The organism is Lysinibacillus sp. 1 U-2021 (assembly GCF_029916965.1).
In the GTDB taxonomy this organism is placed as follows: domain Bacteria; phylum Bacillota; class Bacilli; order Bacillales_A; family Planococcaceae; genus Lysinibacillus; species Lysinibacillus capsici.
Genome location: NZ_CP123966.1, coordinates 3,340,444 through 3,357,994 on the forward strand (window position 1 = coordinate 3,340,444; position 17,551 = coordinate 3,357,994).

Genomic DNA, 17,551 nt, shown 5'->3' on the forward strand with positions numbered 1-17,551 from the left:
AGGTGTGTCTCGTGGCTAAAAAAGTTATTAAAGTTGTTAAACTTCAAATCCCTGCTGGTAAAGCTAACCCAGCTCCACCGGTTGGTCCTGCATTAGGTCAAGCGGGTGTGAACATCATGGGATTCTGTAAAGAATTTAATGCGCGTACTGCTGATCAAGCTGGTCTTATTATCCCAGTTGAAATTTCAGTATTCGAGGATCGTTCTTTCACTTTCATTACAAAAACTCCACCTGCAGCAGTTCTACTTAAAGTAGCAGCTGGTATCCAATCTGGATCTGGTGAACCAAACCGTAAAAAAGTGGCAACGGTTAAACGTGATAAAGTTCGCGAAATCGCTGAAACTAAAATGCCAGACCTTAACGCTGCTTCAGTAGAAGCTGCTATGTTAATGGTTGAAGGTACTGCACGAAGCATGGGTATTGTTATCGAAGACTAATCCCATTTACTTGATGTTTTGTTTTTTGGAAGGTTGCGAAGTTTCTTTGTGAACACGCAACCTTTATTCGTGGGAGGTAAAATCCGCTATAACCACAATCAAGGAGGAAATATATAATGGCTAAAAAAGGTAAAAAACTGCAAGATGCAGCGAAATTAATTGATCGTAACGCACTATACACTGCACAAGAAGCAATCGAACTTGCTCAAAAAACTAGCACAGTAAACTTCGACGCTACTGTAGAAGTTGCTTTCCGCTTAGGTATTGATACTCGTAAAAACGACCAACAAATCCGTGGTGCAGTAGTGCTACCAAACGGTACTGGTAAAACTCAACGTGTATTAGTATTTGCAAAAGGTGAAAAACTTAAAGAAGCTGAAGCAGCTGGTGCTGACTATGTAGGCGATGCAGAATACATCCAAAAAATCCAACAAGGTTGGTTTGACTTCGATGTAATCGTAGCAACTCCTGACATGATGGGTGAAGTTGGTAAACTTGGTCGTGTATTAGGACCTAAAGGTTTAATGCCAAACCCTAAAACTGGTACAGTTACTTTCGATGTAACAAAAGCTATCGAAGAAATCAAAGCTGGTAAAGTAGAATACCGTGCTGATAAAGCTGGTATTATCCACGCTCCTATCGGTAAAGTTTCTTTCTCAGCAGAAAAATTAGTAGAAAACTTCTTAGCTGTTTTTGATGTAGTACAAAAAGCAAAACCTGCTGCAGCTAAAGGTACTTACATGAAATCTGTAAATGTTACAACTACAATGGGTCCAGCGGTTAAAATTGACGCTTCTAACGTAGTAGTAAAATAATTTATATATATGTATTGACGATAGTGGCTATACGTGATACTATAGTTGCTGTTGTGAATTATCCATTTGTACCGTAGACAGTAGGAGTGACTTGTCACTTAATGTTCCTACCGAGGACATCGGAATTCAGATTCTTATTTAAAGATGATGACTTTCAGCCTCTGTGTCTATTTGACTCGGAGGCTTTTCTTTTGTCGGTATAAATGACCCATTCTAATAGGAGGTGTCATCATGAGCAAAGCAATCGAAAACAAACAAGTACAAGTTCAAGAGATTACTGAAAAATTCCAAGGCGCTGCTTCTGTAGTAGTTGTGGATTACCGTGGTCTTAATGTTGCACAAGTAACAGAGCTTCGTAAACAACTTCGTGAAGCTGGCGTTGAGTTCAAAGTTTACAAAAACACTTTAACTCGTCGTGCTGCTGAAGCTGCTGGCCTTGAAGGAATCAACGACGTATTAGTTGGTCCTAACGCAATTGCGTTCTCAAATGAAGATGTTGTAGCGCCTGCTAAAATCATCAACGAGTTCGCTAAGAAAAACGAAGCTTTAGAAATTAAAGCTGGTATTATTGAAGGTACTATCTCTTCTGTTGAAGATGTTAAAGCACTTGCAGAACTTCCATCACGCGAAGGTCTACTTTCTATGCTTTTATCTGTACTTCAAGCTCCAGTGCGTAACTTCGCACTTGCAACAAAAGCTGTTGCAGAACAAAAAGAAGAACAAGGCGCGTAATTTAGTACGCACTAATACTTCTGCGGCCTGATCGCAAAAAAATAAAACATTATCCAATTAGGAGGAAATTATAATGAATAAAGAGCAAATCTTAGAAGCTATCAAAGCTATGACAGTTCTTGAATTAAACGATTTAGTAAAAGCTATCGAAGAAGAATTCGGTGTAACAGCTGCTGCTCCAGTAGCAGTAGTTGCTGGCGGTGCTGCTGCAGCTGAAGAAAAAACAGAATTTGACGTAGTATTAGCATCTGCTGGTGCAGAAAAAATCAAAGTAATCAAAGTGGTTCGTGAAATCACTGGTTTAGGTCTTAAAGAAGCTAAAGAAGTAGTAGATAACGCTCCTAAAGCTCTTAAAGAAGGCGTTTCTAAAGATGAAGCTGAAGAAATCAAAGCTAAACTTGAAGAAGTTGGCGCATCTGTAGAAGTTAAGTAATCTCGCGTTACTTTTTAACAAAAGGAAAGCTCGTCATTTTGGCGAGCTTTTTTCTTCATTCTGAGGAGGCGTGAAAATGTCAGATCACTATTATACAAGTAAGCCTCAAACTGAAAGTAAACCACGTCACTGGACATTCAAGTTACTAGGGCATACGTTTTCATTTGAAACGGATGCTGGTGTATTTAGTAAAAGCGAAGTAGATTTTGGATCCCGTGTTTTAATAGACGCTTTTCAAATGCCTGATATTGATGGTGCGATTTTTGATGTAGGTTGTGGATACGGGCCGATAGGGTTATCGATTGCCAAAGCTAATCCAGACCGTACCGTTTTTATGATGGATATTAATGAACGTGCAGTTGCGCTTTCGCAAAAAAATGCGCAAGTGAACGGTGTTCAAAATGTGCGAATATTTGTGAGTGACGGCCTATCGATGGTTGATAAAGATGTAGATGCAGCAGCTATCTTAACGAATCCACCAATTCGTGCGGGGAAGGAAACGATTTTCCGCTTTTACGATGGAGCTTACGATCGGCTAGTGTCTTCGGGTGAGCTCTGGGTAGTCATTCAGAAGAAACAAGGAGCGCCATCGACAGTAAGTTACTTAGAAGAAAAGTTTTCAGAAGTCGATGTAGTAGAAAAGAAAAAAGGGTACTGGATAGTACGCGCAAAAAAATAAATGAAATATGTATAATTTATTGACTTGACAAATCGGCTATGATAATATGATACAATGCAAAAATATTATTTTGAGGTCGTATGCCCTTTTTGTATAGAATTGTTTTAATATGGGTATACTTGCCAAGATAAGTTTAGTTAACCGAAAATGAGATCTTTTTGAAGACTCGTTTTCTTTTTGTCTTTCGAAATCATACACTATTTGTATGATTTTGCAAAGACCTAATATCGCTTTATTGAGGGGTGAATGAGTTGACAGGTCAACTAGTTCAGTACGGACAACACCGCCAGCGTAGAAGCTTTGCGCGTATTAAAGAGGTGCTTGAGCTTCCAAATCTGATTGAGATTCAAACGGCGTCTTACGAGTGGTTCCTTGAAGAAGGTTTACGTGAAATGTTCCGTGACATTTCGCCGATCGAGGACTTTACAGGTAATCTTTCATTAGAATTCATCGATTATTCATTAGGTGAGCCTAAATATGATGTTGATGAGTGTAAAGAGCGAGATGTTACTTACGCAGCTCCATTACGTGTGAAAGTACGTCTTTACAACAAAGAAACAGACGAAGTGAAAGAACAAGATGTCTTCATGGGTGATTTCCCGTTAATGACAGAAACAGGTACGTTCATTATCAACGGTGCTGAACGTGTTATCGTTTCACAATTAGTTCGTTCACCAAGTGTGTATTTCCATGATAAAACTGATAAAAACGGTAAAAAGGGCTTTGGAGCTACAGTTATTCCAAACCGTGGTGCTTGGTTAGAGTATGAAACTGATGCGAAAGACGTAGTTTATGTGCGAATTGATCGTACTCGTAAGCTACCAGTAACAGTGTTACTACGCGCATTAGGTTTTGGTTCAGATCAAGAAATTATCGATATTATCGGTGATAACGAGTATCTACGTAATACGTTAGAAAAAGATAACTCTGAAAGTACAGAAAAAGCGCTTTTAGAAATCTACGAACGTTTACGTCCAGGTGAGCCACCAACAGTAGAAAGTGCGAAGAGTTTATTATACTCTCGTTTCTTCGACGCTAAACGCTATGATTTAGCGAATGTTGGTCGCTACAAAATGAATAAAAAGCTTCACATTAAAAATCGTTTATTCAACCAAACGATTGCTGAAACGCTTGTAGATCCAGAAACAGGCGAAATTTTAGTAGAAAAAGGTACAGTACTAGATCGTCGTACTTTAGATAAAATTCTACCTTACCTAGAAGATTCATCAAAAGGTATTGGTTACCGCACTTTATCACAAGTCGGTGGAGTACTTGAAGATGATGTAACCATCCAATCTATTAAGATTTATGCTCCAAAGGATGAAGCGCAAAAAGAAATCAATATTATTGGTAATGCGTACATTGATGAAGAAGTGAAGAATATTACACCTGCTGATGTTTTATCTTCAGTAAGCTATTTCTTTAACTTACTTTATCAAGTAGGTGCAACAGATGATATTGACCATTTAGGTAACCGTCGCCTACGTTCTGTTGGTGAGTTACTACAAAACCAATTCCGTATCGGTTTGTCTCGTATGGAACGTGTAGTACGCGAGCGTATGTCAATTAATGACACAGCTGCGATCGTACCACAACAATTAATCAATATTCGTCCAGTGATTGCGTCCATTAAAGAGTTCTTCGGAAGCTCTCAATTATCACAATTCATGGACCAAACAAATCCATTAGCAGAGTTAACGCATAAACGTCGTCTATCTGCATTAGGTCCTGGTGGTTTAACGCGTGAGCGCGCTGGCTTCGAAGTACGTGACGTTCACTACTCTCACTATGGTCGTATGTGTCCAATCGAGACACCAGAGGGTCCAAACATTGGGTTAATTAACTCATTATCTTCATTTGCCAAAGTAAATAAATTTGGCTTCATTGAGACACCTTATCGTCGTATTGACCACGAAACAGGTCGAGTAACGGAGCAAATTGATTATTTAACAGCTGATGAAGAAGATAACTACTATGTAGCACAAGCAAATTCACCGTTAAATCCAGATGGTACTTTTGCAAATGATGAAGTAGTAGGTCGTTTCCGTGGTGATAACACGGTATTCAATAAAGCACAAATGGACTACATGGATGTATCTCCTAAACAAGTTGTTTCTGCAGCGACTGCATGTATACCGTTCTTAGAAAACGATGACTCGAACCGTGCACTTATGGGTGCCAACATGCAACGTCAAGCAGTTCCACTACTTAACCCAGAAGCACCATTCGTTGGTACTGGTATGGAACATGTTGATGCGCGTGATTCAGGTGCAGCTGTAGTAGCGAAGTATGATGGTATTGTTGAGCATGTTGAAGCTCGCTCTATCCATGTACGCCGCATTGAAGTTGTAGACGGCAAAGAGGTTAAAGGCGATTTAACAAAATATAAATTACAGAAGTTCATTCGTTCTAACCAAGGTACTTCATATAACCAACGCCCACTTGTAAAAGTAGGCGAACGTGTGAAACCTCGTGACATTTTAGCAGATGGTCCATCAATGGAAAAAGGCGAACTAGCTCTTGGACGTAACGTACTGGTTGCCTTCATGACTTGGAACGGCTTTAACTATGAGGATGCTGTTATTATGAGTGAGCGCCTTGTAAAAGACGATGTCTATACATCTGTTCATATTGAAGAATATGAATCAGAATCTCGTGATACAAAGCTTGGACCAGAAGAAATCACTCGTGATATTCCAAACGTCGGAGAAGATGCACTTCGTAACCTAGACGAACGTGGTATTATCCGTATCGGTGCGGAAGTACGTGACGGTGATATTCTTGTAGGGAAAGTAACGCCTAAAGGGGTTACAGAATTAACGGCTGAAGAGCGTTTATTACATGCAATCTTCGGTGAAAAGGCTCGTGAGGTTCGTGATACTTCATTACGTGTACCACACGGTGCTGGCGGTATCATTCTTGATGTTAAAGTATTTAACCGTGAAGATGGCGATGAATTACCACCAGGTGTTAACCAATTAGTTCGTGCTTACATTGTTCAAAAACGTAAAATTCGTGTTGGGGACAAAATGGCCGGACGTCATGGTAACAAAGGGGTTATCTCTCGTATCTTACCAGAAGAAGATATGCCATTCATGCCAGATGGCACGCCTGTTGATATCATGTTAAATCCACTTGGTGTACCTTCCCGTATGAATATCGGACAAGTTTTAGAGTTACACTTAGGTATGGCTTCTCGTTACCTAGGCGTTCACATGGCAACACCAGTATTTGATGGTGCTAATGAAGAAGACGTTTGGGAAACAATGGAAGAGGCTGGCATGAACCGTGACGGTAAAACAATCCTGTATGATGGACGTTCTGGTGAACCATTCGATAACCGTGTATCAGTAGGTATCATGTATATGATCAAACTAGCTCACATGGTTGATGATAAACTTCATGCACGTTCAACTGGTCCTTACTCACTTGTTACGCAACAACCACTTGGTGGTAAAGCGCAATTTGGTGGACAACGTTTTGGTGAGATGGAGGTATGGGCACTTGAAGCTTATGGTGCTGCGTATACACTTCAAGAAATCTTAACGGTTAAATCTGATGACGTTGTTGGTCGTGTGAAAACATATGAAGCCATCGTTAAAGGTGAAAGTGTACCAGAGCCAGGTGTTCCTGAGTCATTCAAAGTATTGATTAAAGAACTTCAATCTCTTGGTATGGATGTTAAGATGTTAACAGTTAATGATGAAGAAGTAGAGCTTCGCGATTTAGACGAAGAAGACGATCTTCAGCCAGCTGATGCACTTAACATTGCACCACAGCCAGATACAGAAGAAGAGCCAGTAGAGTCTTTTGAATAATGGAAAACCAAATTCACAAATGTGAATCTGGTCAAACTTATTTTTCAAATTAGCCGGGCAGGATTTAACGCCCTGCCTGGCTTTTTCTTTTAATAAATCATTCTATTTCTAATCCTTTGCCAAAGAGGCAATCTTTGCAAACGATTATCGAGCTGCGTAAAAGAGTCTTTATAAAGACCTATACTAGAGGGAGGTAGGCTCCTTGATAGACGTTAATGAATTTGAATATATGAAAATTGGTTTAGCATCACCTGACAAGATTCGTTCTTGGTCATATGGAGAGGTTAAAAAACCTGAAACAATTAACTACCGTACACTAAAACCAGAAAAAGATGGTTTATTCTGTGAGCGTATTTTTGGTCCAACTAAGGACTGGGAGTGTCACTGTGGGAAATATAAACGTGTACGCTATAAAGGCGTAGTTTGTGATCGCTGTGGCGTTGAAGTAACACGTGCTAAAGTTCGTCGTGAACGTATGGGACATATCGAATTAGCAGCACCAGTTTCTCATATCTGGTACTTCAAAGGTATTCCTAGCCGTATGGGTCTAATTTTAGATATGTCACCTCGTGCTCTTGAAGAAGTTATCTATTTCGCTTCATACGTTGTGATCGATGCAGGTGCTACTAATTTAGAAAGTAAACAATTACTTTCTGAAAAAGAGTATCGTGCATACCGTGAAAAATTCGGTAATACATTCGAAGCATCAATGGGTGCAGAAGCAATCAAAAAATTATTAGGTAAAATCGACCTAGAAGATGAAACACAATCTTTAAAAGAGGAGTTAAAATCTGCTCAAGGTCAAAGACGTACTCGTGCCATTAAACGTCTAGAAGTTGTTGAATCTTTCCGTAACTCAGGAAACTCACCTGAATGGATGATTCTAGATGTACTACCTGTTATTCCACCAGAGCTTCGTCCAATGGTGCAATTAGATGGTGGTCGTTTCGCGACTTCAGATTTAAACGATTTATACCGTCGTGTAATTAATCGTAATAACCGTTTAAAACGTTTATTAGATTTAGGTGCTCCAAGCATCATCGTACAAAATGAAAAACGTATGTTACAAGAAGCTGTTGATGCATTAATCGATAATGGTCGTCGTGGACGTCCTGTAACAGGTCCTGGTAACCGTCCATTAAAATCCCTTTCACATATGTTGAAAGGTAAACAAGGTCGTTTCCGTCAAAATCTACTTGGTAAACGTGTTGACTACTCTGGTCGTTCGGTTATCGTAGTAGGTCCAAACTTAAAAATGTACCAATGTGGCTTACCAAAAGAAATGGCTATCGAATTATTCAAGCCATTCGTTATGAAAGAATTAGTAGAGCGTGGTCTTGCTCATAACATTAAATCTGCTAAACGTAAAATCGAGCGTTTAAATAACGACGTATGGGACGTTTTAGAAGATGTTATCCGTGAGCATCCAGTATTATTAAACCGTGCACCAACGCTTCACCGTCTTGGAATTCAAGCATTTGAACCAACACTAGTTGAAGGTCGTGCTATTCGTCTTCACCCATTAGTATGTACAGCCTATAATGCTGACTTTGATGGTGACCAAATGGCGGTTCACGTACCATTATCAGCTGAAGCTCAAGCTGAAGCTCGTCTTCTAATGCTTGCTGCACAAAACATCTTGAATCCAAAAGACGGTAAACCTGTTGTAACACCTTCTCAAGATATGGTATTAGGAAACTACTACTTAACACTTGAACGTGAAGGCGCACGCGGTGAAGGTACTGTTTTCTATGGTCCAAATGAAGTTTTAATTGCCTATGATACAGGTCATGTACACTTGCATACACGTATCGCAATTAAAGCAAGTTCATTAAATAATCCGACATTCACTGAAGAACAAAATAATATGTTCTTATTAACAACTGTCGGTAAAGTAATCTTTAATGAAATCTTGCCAGAATCATTCCCTTATATTAATGAGCCAACTGATTTCAACTTAGAGCAAGTAACACCAGAAAAATACTTTGCTAAGTTAACAATTGATGAAGAAACACTTAAAGAGCTTGAATCAGATAGTGCTTATAATAATTTAGATGAAAAAGGGAAAATTGATGCACAACGTACAGCTGTATTGCGTAAATACTTTGCATCAGTACCTGTTGTAAACCCATTCCGTAAGAAATTCTTAGGAAATATCATTGCTGAAGTATTTAAACGTTTCCACATTACGGAAACATCTAAAATGCTTGACCGTATGAAAAACCTAGGTTTCAAATATTCAACACGTGCAGGTATTACTGTAGGTGTATCTGATATCGTGGTATTACCTGATAAAGGTGAAATTTTAGCAGAAGCTCAAGAGAAAGTAGATAAAGTTCAAGCGCAATTCCGTCGTGGTTTCATTACTGAGGATGAGCGTTATGATCGCGTTATTTCAAGCTGGAGTGCTGCAAAAGATGAAATTCAAGCGAAGCTGATGAAGTCACTTGAGAAAACAAACCCAATTTTCATGATGTCTGATTCAGGTGCCCGTGGTAATGCATCTAACTTTACTCAGCTAGCTGGTATGCGTGGTCTGATGGCCAACCCGGCTGGTCGTATTATCGAACTTCCAATCAAATCTTCATTCCGTGAAGGTTTAACAGTATTAGAGTACTTCATCTCAACTCACGGTGCTCGTAAAGGTCTTGCCGATACAGCCCTAAAAACTGCCGATTCAGGTTACTTAACGCGTCGTCTTGTTGACGTTGCACAAGATGTTATCGTTCGTGAAGATGACTGTGGTACTGACCGTGGCTTAACGATTGGTGCATTAATGGAAGGCACAGAGTTAATTGAAGCTCTAGATGAACGTATTGTTGGTCGTCATACGAAGAAAACTATCTTCCACCCTGAAACTGGTGAAGTAATTCTTGCAAAAGACGGTTTAATCGACCAAGATATCGCTCGTGCAATTATCGAGGCGGGTATTGAAGAAGTGACAATCCGTTCAGCATTTACATGTAATACAAAACACGGCGTTTGTAAAAAATGTTACGGCATGAACTTGGCGACAGGTGAGAAGGTTGAAGTTGGGGAAGCAGTTGGTATTATTGCGGCTCAATCAATCGGTGAACCAGGTACACAGTTAACAATGCGTACATTCCATACAGGTGGGGTTGCCGGTGATGATATTACACAAGGTCTTCCACGTATCCAAGAGATCTTTGAAGCACGTAATCCAAAAGGTCAATCTGTTATTTCAGAAATTGCTGGTACGGTTTCAGATATCACAGAAATTCGTGAAGGCTTAAAAGAAATTACAATTCAAGGTGACGTAGAAACTCGTAAGTATCAAGCACCTTATAACGCACGTTTGAAAGTTATCGAAGGTGATAATGTAGAACGTGGTCAAGTTTTAACAGAAGGTTCTATCGATCCAAAACAATTGCTAAAAGTCAAAGACGTTTCAACTGTTCAAGAATATTTATTAAAAGAAGTTCAAAAAGTATACCGTATGCAAGGTGTAGAAATTGGGGATAAACACATTGAGGTAATGGTTCGCCAAATGCTTCGTAAAGTGCGTGTAATTGAAGCTGGAGATACAGAATTACTACCTGGCTCATTATTAGACATCCACCAATTCACAGAGGCAAACGTAGACGCTGTGATGAATGGCAAAAACCCTGCAACTTGTCGTCCTGTTATCCTTGGTATTACAAAAGCTTCTCTTGAAACAGAATCATTCTTATCTGCAGCATCGTTCCAAGAAACAACACGTGTGTTAACAGATGCAGCAATTAAGGGTAAACGTGACGAGCTTCTTGGATTAAAAGAGAACGTAATTATTGGTAAACTTGTTCCTGCAGGTACTGGTATGCAACGTTATCGTCAAATCCGCATCGAAAAAGATGAGCTTGACACAGAAGTCGTTTCTGCTGAATAAACATTAAATTAGGCCGAAGAGATGCATATTTTCATCATCTCTTCGGACTTTTTCAAGATATTAGTTGACAGTGTAAATGAGTAATGATAATATATTGAAGGTTGATAGTTAACTGTCTGTACTTCGGAGGATATGTAAATGTCTTATGATAAAGTAAGGGCTAGTCAAACAATCATAGGTACAAAGCAAGCAGTAAAAGCAATGCGAGCTGGTTCAGTGAAAGAACTTTTTGTGGCACTTGATGCAGACAATTGGGTAACCGATTCGGCCATATCTTTCGCGAGAGAAATCGGTATACCAGTTATTCTTGTTGAGTCCAAAAAGGAACTGGGCAAAGCCTGTGGAATCCACGTTGGAGCTGCGGTAGTTGCGATTACTGTAGAGTAGTTTTTGTGTAAAATGCACAAAGACTTTGTTTTTACCCAAAAAATGAACCACCTGGATGTGTGGTATTAAAAAAAGAAGGAATGAAGGGAGGAAAAATCGATGCCTACAATTAACCAATTGGTACGTAAGCCTCGTAAATCTAAAATCACGAAATCAAATTCACCAGCGTTAAACAAAGGATATAACTCATTTAAAAAATCTTTAACTGATGTTAAATCTCCACAAAAACGTGGTGTTTGTACTCGTGTAGGTACAATGACGCCTAAAAAACCAAACTCAGCGTTACGTAAATACGCTCGTGTACGTTTAACTAACCAAATCGAGGTTACAGCGTACATTCCTGGTGAAGGCCACAACTTACAAGAGCACAGTGTTGTTCTTATCCGTGGCGGTCGTGTAAAAGACTTACCGGGTGTTCGTTACCATATCGTTCGTGGTGCTCTTGATACTGCTGGTGTAAACGGTCGTATGCAATCACGTTCTTTATACGGTACAAAACGCCCTAAAGAAAAAAAATAATTTAAATCCCACAATATATTTACTCAATGAAAGGAGGAAAACACATGCCTCGTAAAGGTCCTGTTTCCAAACGTGACGTGTTACCAGATCCAATTTATAATTCAAAACTAGTAACTCGTTTAATCAATAAAATGATGATTGATGGTAAAAGAGGTACTTCTCAAAAGATTTTATACGGTGCGTTCGAACTAGTTAAAGAACGTTCTGGTCAAGATCCAATCGAAGTATTCGAAGCTGCTCTAAATAACGTAATGCCAGTTCTTGAAGTACGTGCTCGCCGTGTTGGTGGTTCTAACTACCAAGTACCAGTTGAAGTACGCCCAGAACGTCGTACAACTTTAGGTCTTCGTTACCTAGTTAACTATTCTCGTCTTCGTGGTGAAAAAACTATGGAAGAGCGTTTAGCTAACGAAATCCTTGATGCTTCTAACAACACTGGTGCATCAGTTAAGAAACGTGAAGATATGCACAAAATGGCAGAAGCGAACAAAGCATTCGCTCACTACCGTTGGTAATCTAAACATAGCATAAGCCCAATATGGAAGGAGAAATACCTAATGAAACGCGAATTCTCACTAGAGAATACTCGTAATATTGGGATCATGGCTCACATTGATGCTGGTAAAACAACAACAACTGAGCGTATCCTTTATTACACAGGTAAGATTCACAAAATCGGTGAAACTCATGAAGGCGCTTCTCAAATGGACTGGATGGAGCAAGAGCAAGAACGTGGTATCACAATCACTTCTGCTGCGACAACAGCTCAATGGAAAGGCAACCGCGTAAACATCATCGATACTCCTGGACACGTAGACTTCACTGTAGAAGTAGAACGTTCTTTACGTGTACTTGACGGCGCAGTAACTGTACTTGATGCTCAATCTGGTGTTGAACCTCAAACAGAAACTGTATGGCGTCAAGCTACAACTTACGGTGTACCACGTATCGTATTCATTAACAAAATGGATAAAATGGGTGCAGATTTCCTATATTCTGTAGGTACTTTACACGAGCGTTTACAAGCAAATGCTCATCCAATCCAATTACCAATTGGTGCGGAAGATGAGTTCAAAGCAATTATTGACCTAGTTGAAATGGATGTAACTTACTACGATAACGAAGAAGGTACAGCATTACGTGAAGGTCAACCAATTCCTGAAGAATTCCAAGCGCAAGCTGAAGAATACCGTGAGAAGTTAATCGAAGCAATCGCTGAAGTTAACGAAGAAATCATGGAAAAATACTTTGCTGGTGAAGAAATTACAAAAGAAGAGCTTAAAACGGCTATCCGTAAAGCGACAATCGCTGTAGAATTCTATCCAGTAATCTGTGGTACAGCATTCAAACACAAAGGTGTTCGTAAAATGCTTGACGCAGTTATCGACTACTTACCATCACCAGTTGATGTACCTGCTATTAAAGGTACAACTCCAGATGGTGATGAAACTGAACGTCCATCATCAGACGAAGCGCCATTCGCAGCTTTAGCATTTAAAGTTATGACTGACCCATTCGTAGGTAAATTAACGTTCTTCCGTGTGTACTCTGGTGTTCTTGAATCAGGTTCATACGTACAAAACTCTTCAAAAGGCAAACGTGAACGTGTAGGTCGTATCCTACAAATGCACGCTAACAGCCGTGAAGAGATTTCAAAAGTATTTGCTGGTGATATCGCAGCTGCTGTAGGTCTTAAAGATACAACAACTGGTGACACTCTTTGTGAAGAGAAAAACCTTGTTATCCTTGAGTCTATGGAGTTCCCAGAACCAGTTATCTCTCTTTCTGTAGAACCAAAATCAAAAGCTGACCAAGATAAAATGGGTCAAGCTTTACAAAAACTACAAGAAGAAGATCCAACATTCCGTGCACATACAGACCAAGAAACTGGTCAAACAATTATCTCAGGTATGGGTGAGCTTCACCTTGATATCTTAGTTGATCGTATGCGCCGTGAATTTAAAGTAGAAGCTAACGTAGGTGCTCCAATGGTATCTTACCGTGAAACATTCCGTGGCTCTGCTCAAGTTCAAGGTAAATTCACTCGTCAATCTGGTGGTCGTGGTCAGTACGGTGACGTATGGATCGAGTTCTCTCCAAATGAAGAGGGTAAAGGCTTTGAATTCGAAAATGCTATCGTTGGTGGTGTAGTACCACGTGAATATATTCCAGCTGTAGAAGCAGGTCTTCGTGACTCGCTTGACCGCGGTGTAATCGCTGGTTACCCATTAATCGACATCAAAGCGAAATTATTCGATGGTTCTTACCATGATGTTGACTCAAACGAAATGGCATTTAAAATCGCTGCATCTATGGCACTTAAAGCTGCTGCATCAAAATGTAGTCCAGTTCTTTTAGAGCCTATGATGAAAGTTGAAGTTGTAATTCCAGAAGAATATCTTGGTGATATCATGGGTAACATCACTTCTCGCCGTGGTCGCGTAGAAGGTATGGAAGCTCGCGGTAACGCTCAAGTTGTTCGTGCGATGGTTCCACTATCAGAAATGTTTGGATATGCAACAACTTTACGTTCTGCAACGCAAGGTCGTGGTGTATTCTCAATGGTATTCGATCATTATGAAGAAGTACCAAAATCAATCTCTGAAGATATCATCAAAAAAAATAAAGGTGAATAATTGAAATTTCATCTTGCATAAAGTATAACTAATTTGTAAGCTATGATTGCAGGATAGGGGATGGGCCCGTTCTCTATCAGCATTCATTCTATAAATTTTAAATCTAAAACATACAATTTTGAGGAGGCAATCTCTAATGGCTAAAGAAAAATTTGACCGTTCTAAAACGCATGCTAACATTGGTACAATCGGACACGTTGACCATGGTAAAACTACTTTAACTGCTGCAATCGCTACAGTTCTTTCTAAAAAAATGGGTGGTACAGCTAAATCTTACGCTGATATCGATAACGCTCCAGAAGAAAAAGAACGTGGTATCACAATCAATACTTCTCACGTAGAATACGAAACTGAAACTCGTCACTATGCACACGTTGACTGCCCAGGACACGCTGACTATGTTAAAAACATGATCACTGGTGCTGCTCAAATGGACGGCGGTATCTTAGTAGTATCTGCTGCTGACGGCCCAATGCCACAAACTCGTGAACATATTCTTTTATCTCGTCAAGTAGGTGTTCCATACTTAGTAGTATTCATGAACAAATGTGATATGGTTGACGACGAAGAATTATTAGAATTAGTAGAAATGGAAATCCGTGACCTACTATCTGAATATGACTTCCCAGGTGACGATATTCCTGTAATCAAAGGTTCTGCTCTTAAAGCTCTTGAAGGTGAACCAGAATGGGAAGAAAAAATCGTTGAATTAATGGACGCTGTAGATTCTTACATCCCAACTCCAGAACGTCAAACTGACAAACCATTCATGATGCCAGTAGAGGACGTATTCTCTATTACTGGTCGTGGTACAGTTGCAACTGGCCGTGTTGAACGTGGTCAAGTTAAAGTTGGTGACGTAGTTGAAATCATCGGTATCGCTGAAGAAGCTAAATCTACTACTGTAACTGGTGTAGAAATGTTCCGTAAATTATTAGACTATGCTGAAGCTGGTGACAACATCGGTGCTTTACTACGTGGTGTTGCTCGTGAAGAAATCCAACGTGGTCAAGTATTAGCTAAACCAGGTTCAATTACTCCACACACTAACTTCAAAGCTGAAGTTTACGTTTTATCAAAAGAAGAGGGTGGCCGTCATACTCCATTCTTCTCTAACTACCGTCCTCAGTTCTACTTCCGTACAACTGACGTAACAGGTATCTGTAACTTACCAGAAGGCGTTGAAATGGTAATGCCTGGTGATAACATCGAAATGACAGTTGAACTTATCGCTCCAATCGCTCTTGAAGAAGGTACTAAATTCTCTATCCGTGAGGGTGGCCGTACTGTAGGCGCTGGCGTAGTTGCTTCTATCCAAAAATAATTTTAGCTTTCGCTAATTTCTAACCAATCTGTAGGGACGCCTACAGATTGGTTTTTTGTGTTAAAATAAAGGAAAATTAGAGTTTTAATTAGTGTATGTGTACATAACAACAAGCATGTCCTCTAGCGTAAATAATTAAAGGGAAAGGGGAACTAAGTATGGACATGAAAATTTTGCTGATTGAAGATGATCCTTCTATTTTTAGCATGATTCAAGAACGTTTTGAGCAGTGGTCACTAAACGTGGTTGGACCTAAAAATTTTCAGAAGGTGATGGATGACTTTATAGAGGAGAAGCCCCATCTCGTGCTAATTGATATTCAATTGCCTGCCTATGATGGCTTTCATTGGTGTCGTGAAATTCGTCATTTATCCAAAGTGCCAATCCTTTTTCTTTCTTCCCGAGATCACCCGATGGATATGGTGATGGCTATGCAAATGGGGGCTGATGATTTTATTCAAAAGCCTTTTCATATGGAAGTTTTACTCGCAAAAGCACAGGCTATTTTACGTAGAACCTATGATTACGTTGAAGAAAAAATGGATGTTACACGTTTTAACGATGCCATAATTGATTATGCGAGAAGTGAAATTATGTATAATGGTGCCATTGCTTCTTTAACAAAAAATGAACTTTTTATTTTAAGAATATTAGTGGAGCAGGCTAATCATATCGTTTCAAGAGACGAGCTAATGAGAAAACTATGGGATGACGAACGTTTCGTAAACGATAATACTTTGTCTGTAAACGTTAATCGGTTACGTGCAAAGCTAGAGGATATTGGTTTACATGAGGTAATACTAACGAAAAAAGGACTTGGTTATATGGCAGTAAGCTGAGGGATGTGAGGGAAGTTGCTATTATTATTTATTAGAGAACGCTTTGCTTGGATAGGATTTTTTATTTTTACTCTGATAATTCTAAATGTACTATTTTCTTTAGATGTTGGTTTAAATGGAATTTCTATTGGGTATGTAAACGTTAGTTTACTTGTAAGTTTTACACTCTTTTTTTGGTGTCGCTATGTCATCGAAGTTGGGAAATTAAAAGATTTCCTGGGAAATATGGATAGCCACCTTGATGATGCACATAGAAATAGTTTAGCTTTATCTCCTTTTCAAGAAGTATACTTTCAAAAAATGGAGGATGCCTTCTTTGAAAAGAATTTAGAGTTAAATCAAGCCAAAGTGCAATTACAGGAGCATTCTGATGAGCTATTAGCTTGGGTCCATGAAGTAAAAGCACCTTTAACTGCCATTAATTTAATGTTTGAACATATTGAGGATTTACAGCTACGTCGAAAATTAGAGAATGAATGGCTAAGACTACATCTTTTGGTTGATCAACAACTGCATCAAACAAGATTATACGCTATTGAAAAAGATAATTATTTAAATGAGATTGAACTGAAGCCCATTGTTTATAAAGAAATCAGAGCGATGCAAGCTTGGTGTCTTGAAAAAGGCATTGGCTTTGAAATTGGTGAACTGACAGAGACGGTTATGACAGATGGCAAGTGGTTAGCTTTTATTATTCGACAAATTCTTTCGAATGCCATCAAGTATAGCCCAGTAAATTCTGAGATAACAATCTTTACAGAATATGATTCTACAGGTGCTACATTACTACATATTAAAGATATAGGTAGGGGTATACCTTTAGACGATTTACCTAGAATTTTTCAAAAATCTTATACAGGAACAGCGGGAAGGGAATCCTCTCAATCAACAGGTATGGGTCTCTATTTAGCATCTAATGTAGCCCATAAAATTGGTATTCGTATTAATGTTCAATCTAAAGTAGGGGAAGGCTCGCTATTTACACTACGTTTCCCCTTACAAAATGAATATGCGAAACTAACAGGTAGATGACGAAAATGTCACCT

The 17,551-nt window shown here is 39.3% G+C and carries 14 protein-coding genes and 1 other annotated feature; all 14 genes read left to right on the top strand.

Annotated elements, in window-relative coordinates:
• Positions 1-11 precede the first annotated feature (11 nt).
• The 14 genes from rplK (at position 12) to QH639_RS17305 (ending at position 17,537) form a co-directional block, all read left to right on the top strand.
• Positions 12-437: a 50S ribosomal protein L11 gene (gene rplK / locus QH639_RS17240; protein WP_004233593.1), complete on the top strand. Its 426-nt coding sequence runs from the start codon at positions 12-14 to the stop codon at positions 435-437.
• Between the two features lie 116 nt (positions 438-553).
• Complete coding sequence (rplA, locus tag QH639_RS17245) at positions 554-1,252, top strand: 50S ribosomal protein L1 (RefSeq protein ID WP_004233594.1); 699 nt, start codon at positions 554-556, stop codon at positions 1,250-1,252.
• A 53-nt stretch (positions 1,253-1,305) separates the two neighbouring features.
• Positions 1,306-1,451 (top strand) — a sequence feature (ribosomal protein L10 leader region).
• 32 nt (positions 1,452-1,483) lie between these two features.
• Complete coding sequence (gene rplJ / locus QH639_RS17250) at positions 1,484-1,984, top strand: 50S ribosomal protein L10 (protein ID WP_004233596.1); 501 nt, start codon at positions 1,484-1,486, stop codon at positions 1,982-1,984.
• 73 nt (positions 1,985-2,057) lie between these two features.
• Positions 2,058-2,417: a 50S ribosomal protein L7/L12 gene (gene rplL, locus QH639_RS17255; RefSeq protein ID WP_004233598.1), complete on the top strand. Its 360-nt coding sequence runs from the start codon at positions 2,058-2,060 to the stop codon at positions 2,415-2,417.
• Positions 2,418-2,493: 76 nt separating this feature from the next.
• Positions 2,494-3,096 (top strand): class I SAM-dependent methyltransferase, encoded by a 603-nt coding sequence (locus tag QH639_RS17260; protein WP_131521814.1) that lies wholly within the window; start codon positions 2,494-2,496, stop codon positions 3,094-3,096.
• Between the two features lie 242 nt (positions 3,097-3,338).
• Complete coding sequence (rpoB, locus tag QH639_RS17265) at positions 3,339-6,914, top strand: DNA-directed RNA polymerase subunit beta (protein WP_176408505.1); 3,576 nt, start codon at positions 3,339-3,341, stop codon at positions 6,912-6,914.
• A 202-nt stretch (positions 6,915-7,116) separates the two neighbouring features.
• On the top strand, positions 7,117-10,800 hold the full coding sequence (gene rpoC / locus QH639_RS17270; RefSeq protein WP_131521815.1) for a DNA-directed RNA polymerase subunit beta': 3,684 nt from the start codon (positions 7,117-7,119) through the stop codon (positions 10,798-10,800).
• A 138-nt stretch (positions 10,801-10,938) separates the two neighbouring features.
• Positions 10,939-11,187 carry a ribosomal L7Ae/L30e/S12e/Gadd45 family protein gene (locus QH639_RS17275; protein ID WP_004233607.1) on the top strand — a complete coding sequence of 83 codons (249 nt, stop codon included), beginning with the start codon at positions 10,939-10,941 and terminating at the stop codon, positions 11,185-11,187.
• A gap of 99 nt (positions 11,188-11,286) precedes the next feature.
• Positions 11,287-11,706, top strand: coding sequence for a 30S ribosomal protein S12 (gene rpsL / locus QH639_RS17280; protein WP_004233609.1), 420 nt, complete (start codon positions 11,287-11,289; stop codon positions 11,704-11,706).
• A 44-nt stretch (positions 11,707-11,750) separates the two neighbouring features.
• Positions 11,751-12,221, top strand: coding sequence for a 30S ribosomal protein S7 (gene rpsG, locus QH639_RS17285; protein WP_004233610.1), 471 nt, complete (start codon positions 11,751-11,753; stop codon positions 12,219-12,221).
• Positions 12,222-12,263: 42 nt separating this feature from the next.
• Positions 12,264-14,342, top strand: coding sequence for an elongation factor G (gene fusA / locus QH639_RS17290; protein WP_131521816.1), 2,079 nt, complete (start codon positions 12,264-12,266; stop codon positions 14,340-14,342).
• A 136-nt stretch (positions 14,343-14,478) separates the two neighbouring features.
• Positions 14,479-15,666: an elongation factor Tu gene (gene tuf / locus QH639_RS17295; protein ID WP_004233614.1), complete on the top strand. Its 1,188-nt coding sequence runs from the start codon at positions 14,479-14,481 to the stop codon at positions 15,664-15,666.
• 158 nt (positions 15,667-15,824) lie between these two features.
• Complete coding sequence (locus QH639_RS17300) at positions 15,825-16,505, top strand: response regulator transcription factor (RefSeq protein ID WP_082148187.1); 681 nt, start codon at positions 15,825-15,827, stop codon at positions 16,503-16,505.
• 15 nt (positions 16,506-16,520) lie between these two features.
• Positions 16,521-17,537 carry a sensor histidine kinase gene (locus QH639_RS17305; RefSeq protein ID WP_281114855.1) on the top strand — a complete coding sequence of 339 codons (1,017 nt, stop codon included), beginning with the start codon at positions 16,521-16,523 and terminating at the stop codon, positions 17,535-17,537.
• Positions 17,538-17,551 lie beyond the last annotated feature (14 nt).